The organism is Nocardia aegles (assembly GCF_052545135.1).
In genome coordinates, this window is sequence record NZ_JBQWRI010000002.1 from 103,753 (window position 1) to 129,836 (window position 26,084).

Here is a 26,084-nt window from a genome sequence, read left to right on the forward strand (position 1 = left end):
CGGCCGCTGTCACATCAACTGCCCCTCCGCGGCCGCCCGCGCATCCACCACCGCGCGAGCGATCTCCGCCAGGCGCTCCTGCGCCACCTCCACCGCACCGTCGGCACCGACCAGCACCGCGGTCGGATAGATCGCGCGCAACAGATCCGGACCGCCCGTCGCGGTATCGTCATCGGCCGCGTCCAATAACGCCTGCACCGCCAGCCGCAACGCCGCCTCCGCATCGACATCGCGGTGATAGGTCTTCTTCAACGACGACTTCGCGAACACCGAACCCGAACCGACCGCGGTATAACCGAAACGCTCTTCCTGCCGGCCACCCACCGCGTCATACGACACGATCCGCCCCGCCCGCTCCGAATCCGCGGCGTCCCGGTCATAGCCCACCAGCACCGGGATCACCGCCATATCCTGCAACGCCGCAGGCAGATTCGCCCGCACCATCGCCGACAACTTCGTGGCCTTGCCGTCGAACGTCAGCGAAGCCCCTTCGATCTTCTCGTAATGCTCGAGCTCCACCGCGAACAACCGGATCATCTCCAACGCCATCCCGACCGTGCCCGCGAAACCCGCCGCCGAATACGTGTCGGTGATGAACACCTTCTGCATATCGCGCATCGACACCAGATGACCCATCGTGCCCCGCCGATCACCCGCCACCAACACACCACCGCGATAACAGATCGCGACGATCGTCGTCCCGTGCGGCGCGACACCACCCGCACCATCGCGAAAATCGCACTCCGGCAACAACTCCGGCGCATACCGGCGCAGATACTCCGAGAAGGACGCCGCCGGATACCGCAAGCCGAGCGGCAGGTGACTGTCGGTCGTCATGAATCACCTCTCCGGGCGGAGAGCCTGCACCACCCGTGAACGCGTGCTCTTCCGCCCGACGCTACCCGAACCCCACCACCCCTCGACGACAACCGCTCTAGGCCGGGTCCTCCCCGACGCAGGTCTCCGCCGCGTCGATGTGCACACAGGGAACCGGCGCCCGCGTCGGCCGATACGCCGGCGCCACACCCCCCGCGCGAATCAGCCGCGCATACGCCTCGACCCCATCGGTCGGGCGCCGCGCCAGCGTCGGATCGGTCAGCACATCGACCGTGTAGAGCCCGAACCGCGGCGCGTACGAACCCCATTCGTAGTTGTCCGTCAGACTCCAATAGTTGTAGCCGATCACATTCATCCCGTCGGCCTTCGCCCGCTGCAACCAATACACCGTGTCCCGCAGATGATCGGCACGGGTGTACCCATCCGGGCGAACCTGCCCATTCTCCGTCGGAAGCCCGTTCTCCACGACATACAGCGGACGACCCGGAAACTGGCGCGCGTAATGCCGCAACGCATAGTAGATACCCTCCGGATGCACCGGCAGCTCCCACATCGGCGTACCCCCCGCCGCGCCGCCCTGCTCCGCCTCCCCGGTCTGCGGCAGCGGAGCGAAGTAATAGTCGAGCCCGATGAAGTCCAACTTCGCCGAGATCCGCTCCACGATAGGCTGGTTCACCTCCGTCTCCGCACCCGCCACATACCCCAGGTTGCTGGTCACCTGCGCATCCGGCCGAAAACCATGGATGACGTCATAGATCTCGTTGTGCGCCTGCGCGATCCGGTTCAACGTCACCGGCGCCTCCTCGACACCGATGCCGCCCGTGCGCAACTCGGTGCCGATATACGCGACGGGCTCGTTGAACGTCACCCACAGCGGGTCGCGCGAGGCGAACCGGCGCACCACCTCACGCATGTTCGCCAGCCAATCCTCCACCATGCCCGGGTTGCGCCACCCGCCACGATCCACCGCCCACCCCGGATACACCCAGTGATCCAACGTCAGCATCGGCCGCATCCCCGCCGCGACGATCCGGGCGATCACATCGTCATAGAACCCGAACGCCGCCTCGTCCCAGGCATGCGGCGCCGGTTGCAGTCGCGCCCACTCGATACCCACCCGGTAGACCCGCACACCCAGCCGCGCCGCCAGATCGATATCGGTGAAATAGCGGCGGGCGAAATCCACCGAATCGTGATACGGATCCGCCGTCCCACCCGACGCGATGAAACGCGACCAGTTGCTGTCGGGCGCATGACCCTCGGACTGGAAACCCGACGACGCCACACCCCACAAAAAATGCGCATCGAACACGGGCAGCTCCCGGCTCGGCTGAGCGGCGGAAAGCCCCGAAGCCATCAGCACCGCCGCAGCGGCCGACAACGCGGCGAACCCGCGCCGGTGAGTGCGTGTACGCATCGCCGAAGCGTAACTGGAAGATTGCTGAACCTCGGCGCAAGAACTCGCGTGTCGCTGGTCGCGCAACCGTCACGATCCAGGCTCAACCCACCCGAGACGGCCCTGCCAACACCACCGTCGCCGCCCGCAACTCATCCACCTCAGCCGGGCGAGCCATCCTCCGCCGGCCTCGCCGGCTCCGCGGTATTCGGCTCCGCGGTATTCGGCTCCGCGGTATTCGGCTCCGCGGTATTCGTCTCCGCGGTATTCGGCTCCGCCACCGTTGTTCTCGCCTCCTCAGCCGCCGAAGGCCCGACCCCGGGGCACCATGATCGGCAGTCACAGCCTCATCCGCCCAGCGCGTCCCTGGGAAACGCCGCACAACATCACACAAGCGAATAAATTGACCGAGCGCATCCGCCGCTGATCGACCAGACTTGCCCAGGTGACCAGATACGCATTCGACGCCGACCGCGCCGCCCTCGTCGCCATCTGGGCGACCGGACGAGGCGACCTCGCCCAGACGGTGGCCACCCTGCCCCCGCAGGTGACCACGGACCAGGCAACCGATCTGGCGTCGAACCTCACCACCCTCTCGCGGTTCCAATGGCGCACCTACACCCGCCCGGCCAGCGCCGCGGGCGACCCCGACGTCCCCAACAGCGAAGCATGGCGGCGCGCCGAGGAACGCCGCAACTTCAAAGAAGTCGAACCGGGCCTGCGCAGCCCCAACCTACCCACCGAAGAAGGACTGCTCGTCTCCTACAGCGGAGTCGTCGAATCCGCCCACCGCATCGGACGCACCCTGCACGAGATCGGCGACACCGCCCTGCTCGAGACTATCGCCGCCGAGGTTCGCACCGAGCAGGAAGCCATCGAATCCGCCGAACGCGGCGACCTCTCCGGCCGCGCCCGTCAAGCCGTCGAACTGTCCCGCCCCGACGTATCCCCGGCCCAGGTCCACGCCGCCGATGCGCTCCTGCGCGCCGACCCACTCGGCAGCATCGAACTGTTCACCGAACTCGACCCCGCCTCTGCCTCCGTCGCCGCCGCACACTGGCTCTACGCCGCTGCCGAAGTCGCCGGCGAGGCCGCGAACATACCCACCACCGATGTCGTCGCCGAAGCCGACGAGATCGAAGCACTCCAAGTCGAGACCCCCACCCTCGTCCTCGAACGACTCGCCGCGGGCGACACCCCTACCGAAGTCGTGCTCGACCTGATCGCCGAGGCGATGGCTGTCCACGAAGGCCGCGTCCCGGCCCCCTGGAGCCTCGTCGCCCGCGTCGCCGACATCGAAGCCCAGGCCCACCGGTTCGGCGTCGACGCCGACACTCGCGAAGCAATGCTCACCGGCTTCCGTATCAGCCGCCTCGACCCTGCCCGTCCCGCCCTCGATCTCTTGGAAGATCTCCTCGACGGCATCCGCGGCTGCTTGCTGCTCTACGCCGCTCACACCGAGTACGACGACGCCGAAACCCAGTTCGCCGAAGATGTGCGTCTCGAAGCCGACGCGGACCCCGAAGACCTCCTCTGAAAGCTGGGCGGGGCAGGGCAACGCCCCCGTCGCGCCCAGCGTGAACGCTCACCATCGATCTCGTTGACCAGCCCGGTCGGGCACACTTTCGGCGTCCGGCTCCAGCAGTCCCGGCGCGAAAGCGCAGATCAGGACGCGCCCGTCAGCGTGCGGACCGAGCGCCTCCGGCATCCGCGTAACGCCGGTCGGCGGAATCGATGCTGAGGATCGCATCGTCGGATCGCATCGCCTTCGACGCCTGCGATCATCCTGCCGTCGGGGGAGGGGACGACATCCTCCGGGCCGGTGCCGGGCAATCGAGAATCCCGGATCTCGGGAAGGGGTTCGGGTACTGCGGATTTGGCGTGCCGGGCGGGGAGCCGCGTGCGCCGAAGCGGTCGCTGCCCCAGGAGTCGGCAACATGCTCTTACGTAGATATGCGCATCTACGAATTTTTTTCCTATCCGGCCGTTACGCTCAGACCCGACGAACAAAAACAGCAAAGAAGGGCGAGAGGGGAGCGATCAGCGACACACCTGCATAAGCCGAGCGGTCTCGCTTTGTTGCCCGGTTGCCTGTAGGGGTGATCGCCGCGCCGCTTTCCGGCAGTCCGGGCGGCGGCGTCCAGATGTCAGGGCCGGTACGTGATGGTGTACCAAAGAATGGCCAGCGTACCGACCGTAAACACGGGTGCCACGATGAAGGTTTCGACCTTGTTCCCGGTGCGTTCAATGACGGGAAAGCTGACTCGGAGGGCGAATGGCCAGAACAGTCGGCAGCCGCGCTCGGTGAGACAGTCACCGAGGAGATGGGCCAGCGCGCCCAGCCCGACCGCGAACGGTAGCCAAACCGGCTTGTCGGCGATCCAATGTTCCATCGTGAATGTGCCCGCGGCGGCGAGTACGACGATCGGTCCCCATGCCTGGAAGCTGTTGCCGGACGGGCACAGATGCAGCGCGCGCACGGCCAGAGCCAGAAGGAAGAACACCAGGCCGAGAGTGAACCAGCGGCCGAGCCAGTGCTCGCCGGCCCAGGTGCCGTAGGCGACGGCCGCGACGAACGCCAAGGAGTGGGTGGCGCCGCGATGGCCGCCGGATACCCACGAGATGAGCTTGCACGCGGTGTGTGTGATCGGACCCAAGGCGTGGGAGATAGTCCCGTCGGGATGGTCCGCATCGGGCAGCAGTGCGGCGCCTGCGGTCAGGAAGACCCCCAGCAGTAGATCGACGGTGCCGAGATGTCCCGTCGCATTCTGTACAGCCGGAAACGTCAAGATCGTGACCGGCAGCGTCGTCGCCGCCGCCGACCAGGCCAACGCGCCACTGGTCGCATGTGAATGTCCAAGCACCATTCGAACGTTAGTTCAGCTTCCTGTCGGTATGCGAATGTCCTTGCGCGAGGCGAAAAGCCGAGACGGACCTGGGCCTGTCTTCCGGGCTCGTGCGGTAATGGGGTAGGGGAGTGTGGGTAAGTGCTGTTGAGAGTGCCGAAAGCGTTGGGGGCGAGGGATATCGGAACCGCGGAGCCGTGGAGGTGCGAACTAGTCTGGTGGTTCGAGGTGCTCGATGCATGAAGCTAAAATTGCGATATGTTCCTTTGCGCATGTATACATAAATCTTGCCCCGGCAAAGACTCTCGAAACAACCAAACCCAATCCCGACCAAGACACCGTAGAAGCCGGGAACAGCTACTCATCGCGACAGCGGAGAGCGCCCAGGGAGCCTCGGTCGCTGTCGCCCCGATATTCGGCAGGCAGCGGCGTGATCGATGGTGTAGGGGTGATCGGTGCGGGCCAGCGCCGGAGCCGAGGCGGGCTTTCCGGTGCCGGGTAATTCGTGGCAAGAACGAGTAGTTCGCAGGTGATGGCGGACCTCGGGGCGGTCGAGAAGCCTTGCACCTGGGCCTGGTATGCGCTGGCGATTGCCGTGCGGGAGTACTCGAGCGCATCGAGGCCGCCCGCTCCGCGGTCGCCGAGTTCGGCATCGCCACCGAGTGCGATATGGGCCGCCGCAGTGCGGATCAGATTCCCCTGCGCAGGCAGATATTTCGGGGTTGAGCCCAGGAACAAAGGTCTCAACGTGGACTGCCGCACGCGGCAACCTGGGGCCAGTGGGACCGATCAGGGAACCAGGGGGAGTGGCAACCCTTCCGCCGGCTCGAAGCTGAGGGCACGCGGTCGGCGAGACGCCCATCTGGCCGGCGCGGAGCTGGTGGCTCGGGCGGTACGTATCAGTACGTCCGATCTCGCGCGGTGTAGAGCATCCCCGTTTTCCCCGTTGCGGCATGTCGACCGTTGACGCAATCGCACGCCACGATGCTCGGCCGGTCCGATACGCACACCTGTGGCCGGTAGACGAGTCTGTGGACACCCGGAGGAGCGCCGTCGACACCCTCTAATTGACATAATATTGATTATCGGCGTAATTTCGGGTGGCTTGGTGGCTGGTGTCGCACTGGATTCGTTGCTGTCGGGTCCCATGGCGAGAACAGCTCGAAAGCTGCGTCTGGTGAGATGTTTCGGGAGATGCGAGTCGGTGGTCGATCTATGCGTGGTGGTGCGCATAGTTATGCACGGACGAAGGTTGCCGATACGCGTTATGTCAACTAGATGCCTCCTTGTTCTATCCGGGTCGGTGCGATCAGCCGGCACTCTGCTGCCACTGCACTCTTGTGCGGGTTCACGATCAGCGGAATGCGTGGATTGGATCCGGAAGTGGCTGTAGCTGGATGTCGCGAGCGTGGGTCTATGATGAGCCACTCCCCTCCTCCGGGCCCCTCCGAGCAAATTACGTCACTGTGACGAATTAGGGTAGTAAAACAGGTGGATACGCATTCGGGATGGCCGTCATGTGGTGACGAATCCCGGTTCGTAGGCGGCGATCACGGCGTGGATCCGTGGATCTGGTTCGTCGCACTGCCTGGCCGTAGTGTGCTGTACCTGGCCGATCTTGCCGTCGTTGCCATGCTGAACCGGCGAGCGCTGATGACGGTATGGCTGCCGTGTGGTTGACAATTCTTGGAAATTTACTAGATAGGGTTTGTCGAGACTAGCGGCAGGTCTCGGTGGATCAGGACAGTGACGATGTGTGGTGAGTTCAGCCGAGCGGCAACCCTCCGATGGCTGTGTCATGCAGTCCGGTGATCGGTGATCGGCGCTGGTTGTGGGTGGCCGGGGGGTGGTTTGCGCGGAGACCGTCGATGAGGATCGACAGCAACCGGGGTGCGCGCGCATCGAGTTCGGCGTCGTCCAGTCGCGACAGCCAGCTGATGAGCACGATGACATCGCGGGCTTCGGCGTCGGCGCGGACTTCGCCGGCCGAGCGACCAGCGGCCAGCAGCAGTTCCACGGCGTCACCGATCGGGCCGAGGCTGTGGGCGGCGAGGTCACGCCATGTCGCGGCCTCGACGGCAGCGAATACGTCGCGCTTGACCCGGGCGTAGGCAGCCACGCGGTCGAACCACGCCGCCAGCGCATCCAGCGGCCCATGGGTCTCGAGCAGGTGTGCAGCCGCTGCGACCAGCTCGTCCATCTCGCGTCGGTACACCTCGGTGAGGAGGTCCTCGCGGGTCGGGAAGTGCCGATACAGCGTGCCCTGACCGATACCGCAGGCTTTCGCGACTGCGTTGAGCTTCAGCTCTCCCGGCTGGTGCACGAGTTCGCGGGCCGCCTGGAGGATCCGTTCGCGGTTGCGTTGTGCGTCCGCACGTCGTGTTGGGCCGCTCTTGACAGAAGCGGACATGTGTCCGCTAGTATGGTCGATGTAACCGGACATATGTCCATTCTAGGCGGAGGGATCCTCATGGCCATCCACGGCAAAGTCGTCGCCATCACCGGTGCCAGCAGCGGAATCGGTGAAGCGACAGCTCGTCATCTCGCATCACTCGGTGCGGCCGTCGCGCTCGGTGCCCGCCGCACCGACCGGCTGGACCGTCTGGTTGCCGAGATCGAAGCCGCTGGCGGCGAGGCAGCCGCCACAAGGGTGGACGTCACCGATCCCGCCGACCTCCAGTCGCTCGTCACCCTCGCCATCGAACGCTTCGGGCGGCTGGATGTTCTGGTGAACAACGCCGGGATCAGCAGGATCGGCCCCGTTGCCGACCTGGACGTCGCGGGCTGGTCGGCGATGGTGGAGGTGAACGTCAAAGGGCTCCTGCACGGCATCGCCGCTGCCCTGCCGGTGTTCCGCCAGCAGGGCAGCGGCCACCTCGTCACCGTCGTCTCAACCTCCGGTCTGAAGATCGTTCCCACACAAGCGGTGTACGCCGGGACGAAGAACGCGGTCCGCACTCTCCTGGAAGGGCTGCGTCAGGAGAGCACCGACGGGATTCTACGCACGACGTCGATCTCTCCCGGCTACGTGCGCACCGAACTCATCGACAACGCGGTCGACGATCCAGCCGTACGTGAGCAGGCCAGGCAGAACATGGCCGAACTCGGTATCGACCCCACCGCAGTGGCTCGGGCAATCGCATTCGCGATCGACCAACCCCACGACGTCGAAATCGGTGACCTGACCATTCGACCGACTCGGCAGGGCTGAGCAAACCGCACATGGGCAAGGATCGCGACTGGGACTACCCGCAACGCTGAAACGGCGAACCCGCGCCTGGTAGCTCCCGATTTGTTGCCCACCAACCGCCGGTCGTTCTTGCCGATCAGCGTCCACGACCCGATCAGATACTCGGGCGACCACTCCGGCTGGTGGACGGTGATCGAGGTGATGGTGCTGGTGACGGGGTTGGTGCTCGGCGGCAGTGTCGGCATCGGAACACTGGTGTACGCCTTCGGGATCGGCCCGCTGATCCACCTGCATGATTCCCCGCGGTGAACCGGTTCCTGCCTGGTTCCGCACCGAAGCCGGTGCCTGCCCTCGGTGGTGCCGCGGAGCTCCCGGCCGCGTAGCTTGGCGGCCCTACTCCCCTGTGATGCCCGAGTTCACGGCGGTCGGCACTGTGACGATCTCGGTCGAGGTCGGGAAGTGGTTGCGTGTGACTCGCGTACTGGACCGCTCCGGGCTGGCGGGGGCGCGGTGTCACGCCTGCTGCGGTCGAGGTGGTGACCCAGTGGGCGTTCGAGGTGGGGCTTCATCGGCTGGAGGTGTCGCATTCGGTGCGTAATCTGCCGTCGTGTCGTGCGGCGGTGAAGGCGGGATTCGCGCCGGAGGGTGTCCGGCGCAGCGCCGGTTTGCACGCGGACGGCTGGCATGACATGCACGTGCATGCACGCATCCGCTCGGCGTAGAGAGCTGCACGCGACGTGCTGTCCCCGATAGCCTGCGGGTAAGCGGTCAGGCAGAAGGTGAAATTTCGGTTTCAGAGGCCGGTTGGGTTCGTCGTTCGGGCCGATTCAGGCGCAGCACGTGGTCATCGGTGCGGCGACCGAATGCGGGGTTTCACTTGCTGACCTGGTCGACGCGGGTGCCGTCCAGCCAAGGTTGGGGGTCGGCGAGGAATGGGGTGTCTTCGAGGCGATCGAGGTCTTCGAAGAAGGCTTTGGTGGTGCGGGCGGCCGCGGCGGTGGTGCCGACGGAGACGAATCCGGCTTGTTCGGCGTCCAGGCCGCGGGAGAGGGATTTGTCGGAGCCGAAGTAGACGGCGCGTTTGAGTTCGGCGACGGCGACCGGGTTGCGGGCGGCCAGTCGTGCCGCGGTGGCTTGGGTCTCGGCGAGCAGGTCCTCGGTGGACAGCAGGCGGTGCACCAGGCCCAGGCGTAGCGCTTCTCGGGCGGTGAAGGGTGTGCCTTCGAGGGTGATCTCGATGGCTTTGGCGGCGCCGAGCAGGCGGGTGAGGCGTTGGGTGGCGCCGCCGCCGGGGATGAGGTTGGCCAGCGTTTCGATCTGGCCCAGGCGCACGTGGTCGGCGTCGGCGGCGTAGCGCAGGTCGCAGGCGAGCGCGATCTCGTGTCCGCCGCCGAGTGCGGGGCCGTTGATGGCGGCGAGGTAGGCGACGCCGGAGCGGTTCATCCGGAGGGTGGTGCGTTTCCAGCGGTAGCCCCACACCAGGCCGGCGCCGAGGCTGCCGCCGTGGCGTTCGACGAGGTCGGTGGCGCCGGGTACGTGCAGGAAAGCCGCGGCGGCGCGTAGGAACGGTGCGGCGGTGCGGGCGGGGACGAAGGGGCGTGGCTTGTCGATCATGCCGCCGAGTGCGGCGGGGTCGGCGTGGGTGAGGAAGCGGCCGGGTAGTCCTCCGGTGAGCACGACCGCGCCGACGGTGTCGTCGGTGTCGACCGTGGTGGTGAGGGTGTCGAGGTCGCGGACGACGGTGGTGGTGACGAAATTGACCGGGGGTGCGACGATCCGCGCGGTGAGTACTCGTCCGGTCTGGTCGAGTTCGATGGTTTCCAGCGGTAGGTCGGCGGCGAACATCGGCGGCTCCTTCGGTGCGGTGTCGGCGGTTGGGGCGTGAGAACTGTTTCGCGCGAGTTGTTTTCGATGATTGTCCGGGCGCGGTTGCCTGCTACACCCTAATGTTTTCGGCGCGATCGGGAACGTGCTCGGGTGGTGGTCAAGCGGTGGGTTTGTGGACGCGGGTGTCGTGGAATTCCATGAGTGCCTCGAGGGTCTGGGCGGGTGCTTCCAGTTGCGGGTAGTGGCCGATTCGCGGCAGTTCGACGACATCGGGGGTGGTGATCAGTTCGCGGTAGCGGCGCGCCATGTGGCCGCCGGAGACGGGGTCGGTGACGCCGTTGACGAACCGGATCGGAACCTGGGCTTGCTGTAGTGCGCCCACCCAGCGCCGCCGCTGCTTGCGGCGTTCGGCCATGTAGCGGATCAGCTTGTGGCCGTTGCGTTTTCCATGCTTGCTGCACCACAGCAGCCAGAACTGGTGTAGTTCGATGTCGGTGGGTTTGGTGTCGGGTCCGAAAACCGCGGCGAGGCTGTGGTGGAAGGTGCGTTCGCTGCCGAGGACGCCGACGAGCGGGCCGAGCGGGCTTGCCAGCAGTCGTTGTGCGGTGCGGGGGCGGTGGGCTTCGGGGAACAGGCCGCCGTTGAGCAGGAACACCGATTCGATCACCAGGGATTCGTTGCCGGCGGCGCGGCGTTCGGCGTCGCGTGCCAGGAGTTCCTGGGCGACGGTGTCGCCGTAGTCGTGGGCGAGGATGTGGAATCGGCCGATGCCTTGTTCCCGGAGCAGGTTTTCGTGGAGGTCGGCTTGGTCGGTGATGCGGTAGTCGTAGTGGCGGGGTTTGGCCGACCAGCCGAAGCCGATCATGTCGGGGGCGATGACGCGGGCGAATCGTTCGCACAGGCCGAACCAGATCCGATGCCAGTCCCAGGATGCGGTGGGAAATCCGTGGATGCACACCAGTGTCCCGTCGGTGCCTGCGCCTGCGTCGCGCCAGAAGATCTGGTGGCCGCGGTGGGTGTGGTGTCGTCCGTTTGTCCGCCAGGACGCGAACTCCTCCATGTCTACCTCCTTGTGCTCGACAAGCATGGCGCGTGTGTGCGCCGGGGCGGCAGTAGTTCGGTCGGCCGTGTACGTGTCATCTACTGCGCGGGGCGGCGGCCGGTCGGGGCTCTGCGAGAATTTCACCGTGCATGTCGCGATCGGCCTGGTTGTTCTCGTCGCGTCGGCGGCCGCGTTGGCGGCGTTGGCGCGTCGGTTCGGGGTCTCCGAACCGCTGGTACTGACAGTGGGCGGGGTGGCGGCGTCGTATCTGCCGTTCGTGCCGGAGATCCATGTGGAGCCGGAGATCATTCTGCTCGGTTTTCTTCCTCCTTTGCTGTATACCGCCGCGATCCGTACGTCGTTGGTGGATTTCCGGGCGAATGTGGGCACGATCGGGTTGTTGTCGGTGGGGTTGGTGTTGTTCACGACGTTCGCGGTGGCGGTGGTGGTGTGGTGGCTGCTGCCGGTGCCGTTCGCGGTCGCTGTCGCGTTGGGTGCGGTGGTGGCTCCGCCGGATGCGGTGGCCGCAACGGCGGTGGCGCGGCGGATCGGGATGCCGCGGCGGGTCGTGACGATTTTGGAGGACGAGTCGCTGTTCAACGATGCGACCGCGCTGGTGGCGTTGCGGACGGCGTTGGCCGCGGTGGTGGGCTCGGTGTCGGTGTGGGCGGCGGGGGCCGATTTCCTGTTGGCGGCCGGTGGTGGCGCGGCGGTGGGGGTGGTGGTTGCCTACCTGCTGGCGATGCTGCGGCGGCGGATCACCGATCCGGTGCTGGACACGACGCTGTCGTTCCTGGCGCCGTTCGCGGCGTATCTGCCCGCCGAGGGCATTCATGCCTCGGGAGTGATCGCGGTGGTGGTGTGCGGGATGATCCTCGGGCACAATGCGCCGGCGTGGCAGAGCGCGGCGTCGCGGATCGCCGAACGCATCAATTGGCGCACGATCCAGTTCATTCTGGAGAGCGCGGTGTTCGCGCTGATCGGGTTACAGGTGCGCGGCATCGTGGAGGGTGCTTGGCACAGCGAGCTCGATCACGCCGCGCTGCTGTTGTCGGCGTTGGCGGTGCTGGCCGTGACGATGTTGGCGCGTCCGGTGTGGGTGTTCGGGTCGTCGTTGTTGTCGCGCAGTCTCGGTGGTGGCAGGGCGGTGCCGGTGAGCCATCTGGTCGTGGTGTCGTGGGCGGGGATGCGGGGTGTGGTGACGTTGGCGGCGGTGTTTTTGCTGCCCGAGGGGACGCCGTTGCTGGCGGTGCTGCGTCTGCTGGCGCTGGTGGTGGTGGCGGGAACGCTGCTGGTGCAGGGGACGTCGTTGCCGTGGCTGGTGCGGTGGCTGCGGTTGCGGGCGCCGAGTCGCGCCGAGGATGCGTTGCAGAAGGCCAACGTGTTGCAGCAGGCCACTGCGGCCGGTTTGGCGGTTCTGGAGCGGGAGGCTACGCCGGAGACGCCGCCGGGGGTGGTGCAGATGTTGCGTGATCGCGTGTTGTGGAAGACCAACGCCGCTTGGGAGCGGTTGGGGCGGGCGGAGTCGGAGCTGGTGACACCGACCGCGGAGTACCGGCGGCTGCGGTTGGCGATGTTGCGGGCCGAACGCGAAACCGTGTTGCGGGTGCGGGATTCGGGCACTGTCGACTACGAGGTCCTGCAGCATGTGCTGGCGCAGTTGGATCTCGAGGAGTCGATTATCGATCGCTACGACGAGACCGAGGAAGAACGGGTCGAGCCGCTGGCCGCGGCCGGGGCCGACGACGCGTGCGGGCATCTGCGGGATGCGCCGTTGGTGCGTGCGCACGGCGGGCCGGACGAATGCGCCGAATGCGTCGCCGAAGGGCTGGCGTGGGTGCATCTGCGGATGTGCTTGTCATGCGGGCATGTCGCGTGCTGCGATTCTTCTCCGGGCAATCATGCGAGCAAGCATTACGCCGCCAGCGGGCATCCGGTGATGCGTAGTGTGGAGCCTGGTGAGGCGTGGCGCTGGTGTTATGTCGACGAGTTGCTCGGTTGACGGGGGTCAGCGCTGGGCGTGGGAGTAGATCAGGCGCGCGTACTCGGCCAGCAGTTGGTCCAGTGAGAGGTTTTCCCCGCCCGCGGCGATCTGCTGGTAGCCGACGAGCATCGCCATGCCGAGTGCGGTGACCACGGCGGCGGTGTCGTCGTCGCCGACGATGCCCTTGATGGCTTTGTGTACGGTGCGCCTGCGGGATTCGTCGACGCGTTTGAGTGCGAGGTTGACCGATTCGTCGTTAGCCGCCCAGGCGCGGATGGCGGCTTCGGCGGTGTGGTGCAGTCCGGCGGCGAGGTCGGACAGGGCGCGGATGTCGTTGTCGGGGTTGCCCTGGTTGAACGGCATGGTGCCCAGGATGCGCACCTGGCGGTTCTCCCAGTGTTCGAGCAAGGCGTCGACGAATCCTTGCCAGCTGCCGAAGTGGTGGTAGAAGGATCCGCTGGTGACGCCGAGCCGGCGGCACAGCACGCCGATGGTGAGACCTTTGAAGCCGAGTTCGGCGAGCACTTCCAAGCCGGTGTCGAAGTACTGATCCTTGGTGACCATTCGTGACATGCGTGCGCCGTTCTCTGCGTTCGGTCAGGGAAGGGACCGAACAGTACCTCATCCTAGTGTCGCTCGGACCGTGCACGGGAAGTACCGATGCGTACGCCGGGAAGACGCTTCGGTACCTGTCACCTGCTGCAATATTTGACGCCCGCCCGGTCCGCCGAGCGGAGTCCCGATTCGTCGCGGCTGCTGCCGGCGGCGGGGCGATCGCCGCGCCGTCGACCGTTTGTCGTGATGACTCGGCACGAACAGTGCCGGACCGAGGCGTCGCGCAGCCGCCGCACCACCGTGTGCAGCAGATGCGGGCAAGGGATCGGTTACAGGAGAACGCCCAGTAGTGCGTCGACGGCGGTGGCGATCAACGCGGGCGCGTCGGCGTCCTGGCCGCCGTAGTCCAGCGCTTGGCGAGCCCAGTTGTCGATCGCGTCGAGCGCCTTGGGGGTGTCCAGATCGTCGGCCAGGTGCTGGCGCAGCCGGGCGACGACATCGGTGGCCGACGGGCCGGCGGGCAGCGCGGCGGCCTCGCGCCACAGCTCCAGGCGCCGCTGTGCCTGCTCGAGCAGGGCATCGGTCCACATCCGGTCCTGGCGGTAGTGCCCGGCCAGCAGGCCCAGGCGGATGGCGGCCGGATCGACGCCGCCGCGGCGCAGCGTGGATACCAGCACGAGATTGCCGCGGGACTTCGACATCTTTTCCCCGTCCAGCCCGATCAGGCCGGCGTGGACGTAGTGGCGGGCGAAGCGGCGGCCCGCGATGAGCGATTCGGCGTGCGCGGCGGAGTATTCGTGGTGGGGGTAGATCAGGTCACTGCCGCCGCCCTGGATGTCGAATTCGGCGCCGATGCGGTTCAACGCGATCGCCGAACACTCGATGTGCCAGCCGGGGCGGCCGGGGCCGAACGGGGCGGGCCAGGACGGTTCGCCGGGACGCGCCGAGCGCCACAGCAGCGCGTCGATGATGTCGCGTTTGCCGGGGCGGTCCGGGTCGCCGCCGCGTTCGGCGAACAGCCGCTCCATGGTGGCGCGGTCGTAGCCAGATTCGTATCCGAACTGCTCGGTGGCGTCGGCGCGGAAGTAGATGTCGGGGTATTCGGCGTCGTCGACGATGTAGGCGGCGCCGGAGGCCAGCAGTTTCTGCACGAATTCGACGACCTCGTCGACGGATTCGACGGCGCCGACGTAGTCGCGGGGCGGGACGACCCGCAGTGCGGCCATGTCCTCGCGGAACAGGTCGGTTTCGGCCGCGCCGAGGTCGCGCCAGTCCACGCCGTCGCGGGCGGCGCGTTCGAACAGCGGGTCGTCGACGTCGGTGACGTTCTGCACGTAGTGCACGTCGTGGCCTGCGTCGCGCCACAGCCGGTTGACGAGGTCGAAGGTCAGGTAGGTCGCGGCGTGCCCGAGGTGGGTGGCGTCGTAGGGGGTGATGCCGCAGACGTACATGGTGGCGGTCGGGCCGGGGGTGACCGGGCGCACCAGGCGGTCGGCGGTGTCGTACAACCGCAACGGCGGTCCTGCTCCGGGGACGGTGGGGAGGGCGGTATCGGACCAGGACTGCATGCTTACGAGGGTAAAGGTCTGGTCGAGCTCGTTGTTCCCCGGGCCGGTGGCCCGGCCGTCCGGGCGGTCCGATCGGACGCCGCGACCTGCGTCTTCCAGGAAATCGTGGGATGTCAATAATTACGGTTTCGCTGAATCAGCTGTCGGCGCCGCGGGTGGGATCGGTGACGGTGTTGGCGGTGATCGCGAAGGTCCCGTCCAGTTCCGGGATGTCGGGATCGGTGTCGGCGAGCGCGATCTGGGTGAATACGCCGCGCGCGACGTCGAACTCGAGTTCGTGATAGGCGACGGTATCGCCCCAGTCCGCGGAAGGCAACGAGATGAACCGCATGGTGAACCGCCCGGAGTCCACCGAGCCCTCGGTGAGGACGTAGACGCCGAAGTGGTTCTCCCCTTCCGAGCTCAGCCAGTAGACGCCGTTGTCGTAGAGGTGCAGGTCGGTGTCGGGAAACGGTTTCTTGTCGTAGAGGTGTAGGTAGTGCAAGGCGATGCGGTAGGTCGGGGCGCCGACGACGATCCGCACCACCGGTGCCGCGCGATCGGGAGTGGGGTGGGGCATCGCGTCCTCCGGGTCGTCGCGCCGAGTGCTCGAAGTTTCAACTGTGCCAGGAAACCCCGCGCGTGGCAGCGGTGACGGTCAGAAGGCGGGCCACGGGATGGGCCGCGATGTGCGTGGCACCGGCATCACCGGGTTGTCGAGCACCTGCTGGGTGCGCTCGATCAACGCGTCGATCTCGGCGTCGGTGATGTGTTCGCCGAGCGTGTCGGCGAACGCGCCGGGTAGTTGCTTGGCGAACGCGGTGATGTCGGCGATCAGTCCGTCGTCGATGGGCTGCCCGGCCCAGCCCCACAGCACCGTGCGCAGTTTGTGGTCGGTGTGCAGGCAGATGCCGTGGTCGACGCCGTAGACCTGCCCGTCCAGTCCTTCCAGGGCGTGCCCGCCCTTGCGGTCGGCGTTGTTGAGCAAGATGTCCAGCACGGCCACGCGCTGCAACCGCGGATCGTCGGCGTGGATCAGCGACACTTCGTGGCCCATGTCGTCGATCGCGCGCAGCACTTCGCGGAAGCCGTCGGGCACCGCGCCGGCCGGGCACAGGTCGATCAGGTCGAGGCGGTCGCCGCGGTCGGTGTGGTTGTCGGCGCCCACGACCCAGCGTTGCACCATGCCGAGGCCGAAAGGGCCGTCGCGCAAGATGGTTTCGGGGATCACGCCCCAGCCGATCGCCTCGGAGATCAGATACGAGGCCACCTCGCGCCCGGCCAGGGTGCCGTCGGGGAAGTCCCACAGTGGTTGTTCGCCGCGGATCGGTTTGTAGACCACCCGTAGCGGTGTTCCGCCGGTGGCGGTGTCGTTCACCTCGCAGACCAGGGTGACGTTGCTGGCGGTGCTGACCCGCCCGATCACGGTCAACTCGCCGCTGTGGAATCCGTCCCCGGTCTCGGCCACCGAATCACTCCTCCAGTTCGGCCGCGCCGAAGATGTCACCGCGTTTGTAGCCGTTGGTGCGCACGCACATGTGCCCGCGCGCCGACAGCGGCTCCCCGCACAGCGGGCACGGCGGGCGGCCCGCGGCGATCACCCGGGTGGAGCGCAGCGCGAATTCGCGGGCCTGGATCGGGGTGAGGAACACCCGCACCGCGTCGGGGCCCTCGTCGGTGTCGTCGAGCACCACCGACTCGTCGACTTCGGTCTCGGTGATCGCCAGCAGTTCCACCACCACCGCCCCCGCGTCGGCGTCCCAGCCCAGGCCCATGGTGCCGACGCGGAATTCGGCGTCGATCGGGGTGACCAGTGGCGCGTTGTCGGTGACGTCTTCGGCCTGCGGGGGCACTTCGGCGCCGAAGCGGCGCGCGACCTCGTCCAGCAGCAGACCCATCCGGTCGGCGAGCACCTTGACCTGCTGCTTTTCCAGCAGCACGCTGACCACGCGCGGTTCCTGCACGGCCTGCAGGTAGAACGCGCGATCGCCCGGCTCACCGACGGTCCCGGCGACGAAACGATCGGGGGTGCGGAATACATGGATTGCGCGTGACACATGCACCTCCTGATATGACCCTGATCGACTACCCGCGGCGCGGGGATTCCATACAACGACCGCTCGGTTGTTTACAAGGAATCTCGTCGCTCCGCATTCCCATTATCCGCACGTGCGCTGTTGCCGAGTTCGCCACCGGGGACCGGTCCGGTCACCTCGCCCCCGGGCGTCGGCGCCGCCGCGGCCTGCTGTTGCCCGCCGGTGGCGGCGAGGGCCGACAGGTCGGCGCCGGTGTCGTTGAGCCGCCACACGTAGGGTGCGGTCGGGGTGTAGCGGATGACGCTGAGCGAGGCGGGTTCGACGAGGATCCGCTGGAATCCGTCGAGGTGGATGCCAAGGGCGTCGGCGAGCACCGATTTGATCACGTCACCGTGGGTGCACGCCACCCACAGTGCGTCGTGGCCGTGCTGCTCGGCCAGGGCGCGGTCGTGTTCGCGGATCGCGGCGACCGCGCGGGCCTGCACCTGTGCCAGCCCCTCCCCGCCGGGGAACACCGCGCCGGAGGCGTGCCGTTGCACGACCTTCCACAGCGGTTCCTCGAGCAGTTCGGCGATGGGGCGGCCGGTCCACTCGCCGTAGTCCACTTCGAGCAGCCGGTCGTCGAATACCGGTTCCAGCCCGAACTTTTCCGCCAGCGGTGCGACCGTGCGTTGGCAGCGCAGTAGCGGGGAGTGCACGATTCGTTCGATCGGCAGCCCGGCCAATCGTTCGGCTATGGCTCTCGCCTGCTCCTCGCCGCGCTCGGTGAGCTCGACGCCGGTGCTGCGACCGGCCAGGGTGCGGGCGGTGTTGGACGTCGACACACCGTGCCGCAACAGGATCACCGTCATGCGGTCAGCCTAGCGATCATGTCGCCGAGACCACCCCACCCGCCAGCAGACCCAGCAGGATCGCGCCCAGCGCGACGCGGTAGCCGACGAACCAGTAGAGCGAATGCCGTGCCACGAAACGCAGCAGCCACGCCACCGACGCGTAGCCGACCGCGAACGCCAGCACGGTGGCCACCAGCAGTTGCGGCCCACTGGCGTTGAGGCCCTCACCAGCGGGTTCGAACGCGTCCGGCAGGCTGAACAGGCCCGAGGCGGTGACGGCGGGGATGGCCAGCAGGAACGAAAACCGCACGGCCGCTTCGCGCTCCAACCCCAGGAACAGGCCCGCGGTGGAGGTGGCGCCCGAGCGGGAGACACCGGGGATCAGCGCCAGGCACTGCGCGAAACCCATGGCCAGGCCGTCGCGGGTGCTCAGTTGCTCGATCGGGCGTTCTTTGCGGCCGAAGTGCTCACCGGCGGCGATGACCAGGGCGAAGAAGACCAGCATGAACGACACCAGCCACAGATTGCGGGCGACGGTGCGGATCTCGTCTTTGAGCAGGAACCCCAGGACACCGATCGGTATGGTGGCGATGATCACATACCAGCCGATGCGGTAGTCGAGGTCGCGCTGGGCTCGGTCGTCGAAAACGCGCTTGTGGTCGGCGGTGATGACCGGAAGTCTGGTGGTGGGCTGATCGTGCAGGGGAATCTGCGGGCGACCGCGCGTGGTCAGCTGTTCGCGGACACCCGCGAACCAGGCCAGCACGATCCGCCAGATGTCCTTGGCGAAGTACACCAGTACCGCGGCTTCGGTGCCCAGCTGGGTGACCGCGGTGAACGAGGCGCCCGCGTCGTCGCCGAAGAAGACCGACGACACGATGCGCAGATGCGCCGAGGAGGAGATCGGTAGGAACTCTGTCAGTCCCTGCACGAGACCCAGCACCAAGGCCTGCACCCAGGTCATCGACTCGCCTACCACGAACCATCCTCCACTTCCGCGCGAAATACGCGTTCCTACCTGGGCATTGGTGCGGTCGGTCGGTTCCTGTCCGAGGACCTCTCCAATTACGCAGCGACAGTACAGTGTCGAGGTGGCGGCAGCGTGCCCGGATGTTGCGCTGCCGCCACCGCTCGGGTCGCGGGTTTTCCCGCGCACCGAAGCGCGACCCACTGTGCTGGTGGGCGCCGAGTCGCGTGTCCACACTCTAGGCTTGGCGCCGTGACGATTGTGCGGGCACGGTGATGGAACAGCGGACGGTGGGTCGCAGCGGCCTGCGGGTGTCGCGGATGGGTCTGGCGACCCATACCTGGGGTGCGCACACCGACGCCGAGGACGCGGCGGGGCAGCTGGTGGCGTTCGTCGAGGCGGGTGGCACGCTGGTGGACACCTCCCCCACCTATGCGGGTGGGGCCGCGCAGCGGATCCTGGCCGAGTTGCTCGGTGACCTGGTCTCCCGCGACGAGCTGGTGCTCAGCGGTTGTGCGGGGATCGCGCCGTGGGGGCCGGCCGCGGCGGGTGTGCCGGAGGCGGCGCGGGTCACGGTGGACACCTCGCGGCGGGCGCTGCTGCGGCAGCTGGACCGCACGCTGCTGGAGTTCGGCACCGATCATCTGGATATCTGGAATGTCGCGGTGTGGGATCCGCGGACGCCGCTGGAGGAGGTCGCCTCGACGGTGGAGCAGGTGGTGCGGTCGGGTCGGGTCCGGTACGTGGGGGTGCGCGGGTTCGGGGCCTGGCAGCTGGCCAGCTTGGCCGCGGTGGCGCCGGTGACCTCGGCGCAGACGCCGTATTCGCTGCTGGCGCGGGATGCGGAGGTCGATGTCGTGCCCGCCGCGCGGTTCCACGGGGTGGGGGTGATCGCCTCGGCGCCGCTGGCCGGTGGCATCCTGACCGGTAAGTATCGCGACGGTGTTCCGGCCGATTCGCGGGGCGCCGACGAGGCGACCGCGGCGGAGATCCGCAGTGGTCTCGACGATCGCGCCACCCGGGTGGTGGATGCGCTGGTGACCGCCGCGGACGGGCTGGGCACCTCGCCGTTGGCGGTGGCGCTGGCCTGGATCCGTGACCGGCCGGGCATCGCGAGCATGATCGTCGGCGCGCGTGACATCGGGCAGCTCACCGGCGTGCTGGCCGCCGAGACCCTGGAGTTGCCGCGGGCGATCGCCGCGGCCCTGGACGATGTGAGTGCACGCGCCGAGTGACACAGATTAGCCTTGCCTGCATGAGCACTGCAGTGACCGGGGGTGGGAACCGAGTCCGAGCCGGATGGTGGCGTGCCGTGCCGGTGTTGTTCGTGGTGAGTGTGCTGGCGGTCGCCGTCGGGTGTGGCGCGGACGCCGGGTCCGCGCACGGCGGGCACGGGCCGACGACGGCGACGCTGACCGATCTGGACCCGGTGCCGATCGGGCCGGAACCGACGCCGGCGCTGCCGGTGACGGTGCGCTCGTTCGACGGCGCGGAGGTCACCGTCACTGATGCCTCCCGCATCATCGCCGTCGACCGCTACGGCACCCTCGCTCAGATCGTGTACGCACTCGGGTTGGGGCCGAAGCTGGTGGGGCGTAGCACATCGGCGGCGTTTCCCGCGGTGCGGGACGTGCCGAATGTGGCCGGGGGCAACGGATCGCTGAACGTGGAATCGGTGCTGGCGATGCGGCCGTCGGTGTTCTTGACCGACACCACCAGCGCCGCGCCCGCGGTGCGTGAGCAGTTACGCGCGGCCGGGGTCACGGTCGTGTACTTCGATCCGGAACGCACGATGGACGGGGTTGTGCCGCAGATCGAGGCGGTGGCGGCCGCGTTGGGTGTGCCGGATCGGGGGCAGGCGCTGGCGCAGCGCACCCGCGACGAGATCGCCGCCGCGAGTGCCGCGGTGCCCGCGCAGGACCGGCAGCTGACCATCGCTTTCCTGTATCTGCGCTCGACGGCGATCACGATGCTCGCCGGGCCGGGGTCGGGTGCGGACGCGTTGATCGCGGCGCTGCGGGCACGGGACGCGGGTGCGGTGGCCGGAGTGAAAGAGCCGTTCACCGCGATCACCAGTGAGGCCATGATCGGTGCGGCGCCGGATGTGCTGCTGGTGATGTCGGACGGGTTGAAGTCCGTCGGTGGTGTGGAGGGCCTGGAGAAGGTGCCGGGGATCGCGCAGACCCCGGCGGGGCGCGACCGGCGTGTGGTGGACATGTCGGATGCGGTGTTGTTGAGTTTCGGACCCAACACCGGCCGGGTGATCGCGGCGTTGAGCGCGGCGGTGTACGGCAGCGGGCACGCATGAGTATCTCGGAGACGACGGCGCGGCCGCCGGTGCCGCCGCTGCCGAAGTCGCGGGGCCGTTCGCGGGTGTTGCTGGTGTTCGTGGTCGCGGTGGCGGGGCTGGTCGTGTTGGCGGTGGCGTCGGCGGCGATCGGGCAGGTGCCGACGACGCCCGCCGAGGTGGCCGGCAGCGTGTTGCACCGGATCGGGGTGGAGGTCGGGCCGATGCCCGCGCATCCCGCCGGTGAGGTGACGCTGTGGCAGGTGCGGTTCCCGCGGGTGGTGTTGGCGATGCTGGTCGGTGCGGCGCTGGCGACAGCGGGTGCGTTGTTGCAGGGTGTGTTCGCCAACCCGCTGGCCGAGCCCGGCGTGATCGGGGTGTCGGCGGGGGCGGCGGTCGGTGCGGGCACGGTGATCGTGGTGGGCGGGGCGTTCGTGGCGGCGTGGTCGGTGGCCGCGGCGGCGTTCGTGGCGGGGCTGGCGACCACGTTGCTGGTGTATCTGCTGGCGCGTTCGGGTGGCCGCACCGAGGTCGTCACGTTGGTGTTGACCGGTGTCGCGATCAACGCGTTCGCGGGCGGGTTGATCGCGCTGCTGCTGTTCGTGGCCTCCCCCGCCGCCCGCGATCAGATCGTGTTCTGGCAGTTGGGGTCGCTCAACGGGGCCACGTGGGAGTCGGTGGGTGTGGTGGCGCCGCTGACCGCGGTCGGGGTGGCGGCGGCGGTGCTGCTGGCGCCGCGGCTGGATCTGCTGGCGCTCGGGGAGTCGGCGGCCCGGCATCTGGGTGTCGACGTGGAGCGGTTGCGGCGCAACGTGATCGTGGTGGTGGCGATCCTCGCCACCGCCGGTGTCGCGTTCACCGGCATCATCCTGTTCGTCGGGTTGATCGTCCCGCATCTGGTGCGGATGCTGGTCGGTCCCGCCCACCGGGTGCTGATCCCGCTCAGCGCCGTCGTCGGCGCGGTGGTGCTGCTGGCCGCCGATGTCGCCGCCCGCTCCCTGGTCGACAACGCCGACCTTCCTTTGGGCATGCTCACCTCGCTCATCGGTGGTCCGGTCTTCTTCTACCTCCTGCGCCGCACCCGCGCCCGTTCCGGAGGCTGGGCGTGACCGGGTCTTGTCGAGTGGCACGTGGCTGCGCCGGAGGTGTGGGGTGAGGGTGCGGATGGTGCACGAGGTGCCGGGGTGGCCGGTGCGGGGCGATGTGACCGTGCGGGCGTCGGGGGTGAGTGTGGAACGGCGCGGGGGCGGGCAGGCGCGGCGGGTACTCGACGGTGTCGATTTCGAGGCGGTGGCGGGGCAGGTCGTGGCTGTTGTCGGGCCCAACGGTGCCGGGAAGTCGACGCTGTTGGCCGCGCTGGCCGGGGAGCTGGCGCCGAGCGAGGGGACGGTGGAACTCGACGGACGGCCGTTGGCGCAGTGGACGACGGTGGACATGGCCCGGCGGCGGGCGGTGCTTCCGCAGACCCACACCGTCGGGTTCCCGTTCACCGCGCGGGAAGTGGTGGCGATGGGCCGTGCGCCGTGGGTGCGCACCGAACGCCGCGCACACGACGAGGAGCACATCGCCGCCGCGATGGCCGCCACCGACGTCGCGCATCTGGCCACGCGCTCGTTTCCGACCCTGTCCGGTGGTGAACGCGCCCGGGTCGCGTTGGCGCGTGTGCTGGCGCAGGACACCGCCACCCTGCTGCTGGACGAACCGACCGCCGCGTTGGACCTCGGCCACCAGGAGGCGGTGCTGGGTGTGGCTGCCGAGCGTGCCGCGGCGGGCGCGGCGGTGGTCGTCGTCCTGCACGATCTCGGTGTCGCGGCCGCCTACGCCGATCGGGTGGCCGTGCTCGATGCCGGTTGCATCGCCGCGGACGGGCCGCCTCGGGACGTGCTGACCACCGAGCTGCTCACCAAGGTCTACCAGCATCCGGTCGAAGTGCTCGACCATCCGGTCACCGGCGCGCAACTGGTGCTGCCGGTACGCCGCTGACGGCGGGTGTGGCGTCGGTCGATACGGTGGCTGCCGCTTTCCGGCCCGGTGCACCGAAGGCCTCGGCTGTCGGGGGGCAGCGGCTGTCGGTGGTGTCGCGGACCGGCGCCCGCTACCGCCAGATCAGTGTGAGCACCGCGGGAGTCAGCAGCATGCGGATGATGGTGGCATCCAGGATCAGCGCGGCGATCATGCCGTAGGCGATGTATTTCATCAGCACCAGATCCGAGACGCCAAACGCGCCGGTGACCACGATGAGAATCGCGGCGGCGGAGGTGATCACCCCGCCGGTGCGGGCGATGCCGGAGCGGATGGCCTCGGGCGCGTCGGCGCCTGCGGCGCGCGCTTCCGACATCCGCGACAGCAGGAACACCTCGTAGTCGGTGGACAGCCCGAACACCACTGTCACGATCAGCGCGAGCACCGCGAACATCAGCGGTCCTGGCGTGAAGTGCACGATCCCCGCGCCGTGGCCCTCGACGAACATCCAGGTCAGCATGCCCAGCGTGGCCAGCAGGCTCAGTGCGCTCATCAGCACGGCTTTCAACGCGAGCACCAGCGAGCGGAATGCCGCGTACAGCAGTGCCAGTGCCGCGGCGACCAGGATGGCCAGCAGCATCGGCAGGCGGTCGAGCAGGCCGTTGATGCTGTCGCGTTCCAGGGCGGGCACGCCTGCGACCATCACCTGCACCCCGGGTGGTTCGGGGATGGCGCGCAGCGCGGCGATCACCGGGTCGGCGTCGCGTGTGTCGGTCAGCCCGGCGGCGAGCACGGTGATGCCGTCGTGGGTGGGTGCGGCGGGTTCGAAGCGTCCGGTCAGGCCGGGGATCTGATTGGCGGCGTAGCGGATGTCGCTCAGTTGGCGCGGGTCGGCGCCGACGACGACCAGTTTCAGCGGTTCGGTGCGGAAGCTGGGAAACAGGGTGTCGAAACGTTCCTGCGCGACGCGCGCCGGGTTGTCGTCGGCCAGATAGCGTTCGCTCAGGCCGCCGAATTCGATATGCCGCATCGGGATGCTCAGCGCGAGCAGGGCCAGCACGATCGGCACGGCCACCGCCACGGGCCTGCGCATTGCCCACAGGGCCAGGCGGGAGAAGAATCCGGCGTCGATCTGGGTCTCGGTCCGGCTGCGGGAGAACCGTTTCCAGCCCAGGAAGTCGATGCGGCGCCCGACGATGCTCAACGCCGCGGGCAGCGCGGTCACCGATAGCAGCGCCGCCAGCAGCACCGAGCTGATGCCGCCCAGCGGCACCGAGCGCAGCACCCCGGTGGGGAAGATGAACAGTGTCGCGAGGCTGACGGCGATGATGGCCGCCGAGAGCAGTACGGTGCGACCGGCGGTGGCGACGGTGCGGGCGGTGGCCGCTTCGACGGTGTGGCCCGCGGCGAGTTCCTCGCGGAAGCGGGTGACGGTGAACAGGCCGTAGTCGATCGCCAAGCCCAGGCTGACCAGGGTCATCACGGCGTTGGCGAAGACGTTCACCTCGAGGTGGTCGGTCAGTGCCCGGAGCGCGCCCTGGGTGCCGAGGATCGTCATGCCGCCGATGAGTACCGGCAGCAGCGCGCCGATCACGCCACCGAACACGAAATACAGCACAATCGCCACCACAGGCAGGGCGATCAGTTCCGCGCGCTTGATGTCGCGTTGCATGCCGGTGTTGATGCCATCGACGATCGGCTGCAACCCGGCCAATTGCACGGTCGTGCCGCCCGGGCCCGCGCCTGCGCGGCCGGCGCCGAGATGGTCTTTGATCGCGGCGTAGTTCTGGACCGTCGCGGTGCCCGAGCCGCGCAACCCGACGCTGGCGACGGCGTGGAGGTGAGTGGGGTCGGTGGCCTGGGCGGAGAACGGGCTGTCCCAGTAGCTGTCGATCTTCTGGATGCGGTCGGGGTAGGCCGCCAGCAATCCGGCCAGGTGCCGGGTGACCGGGCCCCGTACGGCGGGGTCGTCGACGGTGGCGCCGTCGGGTGCGGTGTAGAGCAGGATCAGGTCGCTGTCGGTGTCGCGGCCGAAGGTGCGGTCGGCCAGTTCGGCCGCGGCCACCGATTCGCTGCTCTCGTCGAACCATCCCTCCTGGGTCAGCCGCTCGGCCAGGTCGCGGCCGTACCAGCCGGAGACCAGGACCAACAGCAGAAACGAGGCCAGAACGAGGTAGCGGTTGCGGTGGACCCACCGCCCCCACTGCACTGCTGCGGACCGGCGCATCGCGTCGCGGGTCAGCCGCAGGCCGGGGTGCGGTAGTCGGCCGAGCGCAGGATGCCGCACAGGTCGGTGCGCGAGATCTTCCACGTGCCGTCGACGAGCACGAAATGCATGACGGTGGTGCGGACCGCGGCGCCGGTGCCGTCCTTGTCCAGTCGGATGGTGGCGGTCAGGGTGCCGTCGTGGTTGTCGAACACCGGGTCGGTGACGCCGTAGACGGCGCGCGGGTTGTCCCGCAGTGCCTTGTACATGTCGGGGATCGCTTGGCGGAAGGATTCCCCGTCCTCGATGAGGGCGGTGCGTTCGCTGTCGGGCAGCGCCGGGTCCAGCGCCCGCTTGATCTGGGCGTCCAGATCGGCGGCCGTCGGCAGCGGCGGATGCGCGGCGCTGGCGGACGCGGCGATCGAGGACGACAGCGACGCGTTCGCCGAGGAGCGGGCGGCGTCGACGGCGGCCTCGTCGGTTCCGGTGTCGCACGCGGCGGCGGCCGCCGCCAGGAGCAGGCCTGCCGCGGCGAGCGCGGCGCGGGCGAGTCGTGTGTGGGTCATCAC

Annotated in this window: 22 protein-coding genes and 2 pseudogenes; 9 read left to right on the top strand and 15 right to left on the bottom strand. The window is 68.1% G+C overall.

What is annotated here, in order from left to right; all coding sequences use genetic code 11:
* Positions 1–9 precede the first annotated feature (9 nt).
* Both prcB and ACT89H_RS05770 read right to left on the bottom strand, forming a co-directional pair.
* Positions 10–837, bottom strand: a complete 828-nt coding sequence (prcB, locus tag ACT89H_RS05765; RefSeq protein ID WP_445107454.1) for a proteasome subunit beta — start codon at positions 835–837, stop codon at positions 10–12.
* Between the two features lie 97 nt (positions 838–934).
* Positions 935–2,254: a family 1 glycosylhydrolase gene (locus tag ACT89H_RS05770; protein WP_445107455.1), complete on the bottom strand. Its 1,320-nt coding sequence runs from the start codon at positions 2,252–2,254 to the stop codon at positions 935–937.
* Positions 2,255–2,678: 424 nt separating this feature from the next.
* Here ACT89H_RS05770 and ACT89H_RS05775 point away from each other — a divergent pair, with 424 nt between their 5' ends.
* Positions 2,679–3,770, top strand: a complete 1,092-nt coding sequence (locus ACT89H_RS05775) for a hypothetical protein (RefSeq protein ID WP_445107456.1) — start codon at positions 2,679–2,681, stop codon at positions 3,768–3,770.
* A 610-nt stretch (positions 3,771–4,380) separates the two neighbouring features.
* Here ACT89H_RS05775 and ACT89H_RS05780 read toward each other — a convergent pair.
* Together ACT89H_RS05780 and ACT89H_RS05785 are read right to left on the bottom strand one after the other, a co-directional pair.
* Positions 4,381–5,100 carry a metal-dependent hydrolase gene (locus ACT89H_RS05780; protein WP_445107457.1) on the bottom strand — a complete coding sequence of 240 codons (720 nt, stop codon included), beginning with the start codon at positions 5,098–5,100 and terminating at the stop codon, positions 4,381–4,383.
* A gap of 1,744 nt (positions 5,101–6,844) precedes the next feature.
* The gene (locus ACT89H_RS05785) at positions 6,845–7,489 is read right to left on the bottom strand and encodes a TetR/AcrR family transcriptional regulator (RefSeq protein ID WP_445107458.1); all 645 of its coding nucleotides are present in this window, start codon (positions 7,487–7,489) and stop codon (positions 6,845–6,847) included.
* A 60-nt stretch (positions 7,490–7,549) separates the two neighbouring features.
* Here ACT89H_RS05785 and ACT89H_RS05790 point away from each other — a divergent pair, with 60 nt between their 5' ends.
* From ACT89H_RS05790 to ACT89H_RS05800, 3 genes and pseudogenes are all read left to right on the top strand, one after another.
* Positions 7,550–8,290 (top strand): SDR family oxidoreductase, encoded by a 741-nt coding sequence (locus ACT89H_RS05790; RefSeq protein WP_445107459.1) that lies wholly within the window; start codon positions 7,550–7,552, stop codon positions 8,288–8,290.
* A gap of 165 nt (positions 8,291–8,455) precedes the next feature.
* Positions 8,456–8,652, top strand: a pseudogene (locus ACT89H_RS05795) (membrane protein YczE); the annotation flags it as partial.
* A 102-nt stretch (positions 8,653–8,754) separates the two neighbouring features.
* Positions 8,755–8,991, top strand: a pseudogene (locus ACT89H_RS05800) (GNAT family N-acetyltransferase); the annotation flags it as partial.
* 151 nt (positions 8,992–9,142) lie between these two features.
* On the opposite strand, the gene ACT89H_RS05805 reads toward ACT89H_RS05800, so the two are convergent.
* Positions 9,143–10,114 (bottom strand): enoyl-CoA hydratase/isomerase family protein, encoded by a 972-nt coding sequence (locus ACT89H_RS05805; protein ID WP_445107460.1) that lies wholly within the window; start codon positions 10,112–10,114, stop codon positions 9,143–9,145.
* A 139-nt stretch (positions 10,115–10,253) separates the two neighbouring features.
* Positions 10,254–11,156: an alpha/beta fold hydrolase gene (locus tag ACT89H_RS05810; RefSeq protein WP_445107461.1), complete on the bottom strand. Its 903-nt coding sequence runs from the start codon at positions 11,154–11,156 to the stop codon at positions 10,254–10,256.
* Between the two features lie 127 nt (positions 11,157–11,283).
* Between ACT89H_RS05810 and ACT89H_RS05815 the strand changes: the two genes are divergently transcribed.
* Positions 11,284–13,140 carry a Na+/H+ antiporter gene (locus ACT89H_RS05815; RefSeq protein ID WP_445107462.1) on the top strand — a complete coding sequence of 619 codons (1,857 nt, stop codon included), beginning with the start codon at positions 11,284–11,286 and terminating at the stop codon, positions 13,138–13,140.
* Between the two features lie 6 nt (positions 13,141–13,146).
* Here the strand turns inward: ACT89H_RS05815 and ACT89H_RS05820 are convergent, their stop codons facing one another.
* The 7 genes from ACT89H_RS05820 to ACT89H_RS05850 form a co-directional block, all read right to left on the bottom strand.
* Positions 13,147–13,695, bottom strand: coding sequence for a TetR/AcrR family transcriptional regulator (locus tag ACT89H_RS05820; protein WP_445107463.1), 549 nt, complete (start codon positions 13,693–13,695; stop codon positions 13,147–13,149).
* 311 nt (positions 13,696–14,006) lie between these two features.
* A complete protein-coding gene (gene mshC, locus ACT89H_RS05825; RefSeq protein ID WP_445107464.1) occupies positions 14,007–15,245 on the bottom strand; it encodes a cysteine--1-D-myo-inosityl 2-amino-2-deoxy-alpha-D-glucopyranoside ligase in 1,239 nt (412 codons plus the stop codon).
* A gap of 136 nt (positions 15,246–15,381) precedes the next feature.
* Positions 15,382–15,804: a hypothetical protein gene (locus tag ACT89H_RS05830; protein WP_445107465.1), complete on the bottom strand. Its 423-nt coding sequence runs from the start codon at positions 15,802–15,804 to the stop codon at positions 15,382–15,384.
* A 78-nt stretch (positions 15,805–15,882) separates the two neighbouring features.
* Complete coding sequence (locus tag ACT89H_RS05835; protein WP_445107466.1) at positions 15,883–16,692, bottom strand: SCO1664 family protein; 810 nt, start codon at positions 16,690–16,692, stop codon at positions 15,883–15,885.
* 4 nt (positions 16,693–16,696) lie between these two features.
* The gene (locus tag ACT89H_RS05840; protein ID WP_445107467.1) at positions 16,697–17,281 is read right to left on the bottom strand and encodes a DUF3090 domain-containing protein; all 585 of its coding nucleotides are present in this window, start codon (positions 17,279–17,281) and stop codon (positions 16,697–16,699) included.
* A gap of 71 nt (positions 17,282–17,352) precedes the next feature.
* On the bottom strand, positions 17,353–18,111 hold the full coding sequence (locus ACT89H_RS05845) for a histidine phosphatase family protein (RefSeq protein WP_445107468.1): 759 nt from the start codon (positions 18,109–18,111) through the stop codon (positions 17,353–17,355).
* A 16-nt stretch (positions 18,112–18,127) separates the two neighbouring features.
* The gene (locus ACT89H_RS05850; RefSeq protein ID WP_445108234.1) at positions 18,128–19,057 is read right to left on the bottom strand and encodes an undecaprenyl-diphosphate phosphatase; all 930 of its coding nucleotides are present in this window, start codon (positions 19,055–19,057) and stop codon (positions 18,128–18,130) included.
* Between the two features lie 278 nt (positions 19,058–19,335).
* Between ACT89H_RS05850 and ACT89H_RS05855 the strand changes: the two genes are divergently transcribed.
* Genes ACT89H_RS05855 through ACT89H_RS05870 form a run of 4 tightly spaced genes read left to right on the top strand, consistent with a single transcriptional unit; the run spans position 19,336 to position 23,330 of the window.
* Positions 19,336–20,295 (top strand): aldo/keto reductase, encoded by a 960-nt coding sequence (locus ACT89H_RS05855; RefSeq protein WP_445107469.1) that lies wholly within the window; start codon positions 19,336–19,338, stop codon positions 20,293–20,295.
* A 20-nt stretch (positions 20,296–20,315) separates the two neighbouring features.
* Positions 20,316–21,368, top strand: coding sequence for a heme/hemin ABC transporter substrate-binding protein (locus ACT89H_RS05860; protein ID WP_445107470.1), 1,053 nt, complete (start codon positions 20,316–20,318; stop codon positions 21,366–21,368).
* Positions 21,365–22,456: a FecCD family ABC transporter permease gene (locus tag ACT89H_RS05865; RefSeq protein WP_445107471.1), complete on the top strand. Its 1,092-nt coding sequence runs from the start codon at positions 21,365–21,367 to the stop codon at positions 22,454–22,456. The genes ACT89H_RS05860 and ACT89H_RS05865 overlap by 4 nt, the downstream gene beginning before the upstream one ends.
* A gap of 55 nt (positions 22,457–22,511) precedes the next feature.
* The gene (locus ACT89H_RS05870; RefSeq protein WP_445108235.1) at positions 22,512–23,330 is read left to right on the top strand and encodes a heme ABC transporter ATP-binding protein; all 819 of its coding nucleotides are present in this window, start codon (positions 22,512–22,514) and stop codon (positions 23,328–23,330) included.
* Between the two features lie 112 nt (positions 23,331–23,442).
* Here the strand turns inward: ACT89H_RS05870 and ACT89H_RS05875 are convergent, their stop codons facing one another.
* Positions 23,443–25,536, bottom strand: coding sequence for an MMPL family transporter (locus tag ACT89H_RS05875; protein WP_445107472.1), 2,094 nt, complete (start codon positions 25,534–25,536; stop codon positions 23,443–23,445).
* 11 nt (positions 25,537–25,547) lie between these two features.
* Positions 25,548–26,081 (bottom strand): WKL family lipoprotein, encoded by a 534-nt coding sequence (locus ACT89H_RS05880; RefSeq protein ID WP_445107473.1) that lies wholly within the window; start codon positions 26,079–26,081, stop codon positions 25,548–25,550.
* Between the last annotated feature and the right edge of the window lie 3 nt (positions 26,082–26,084).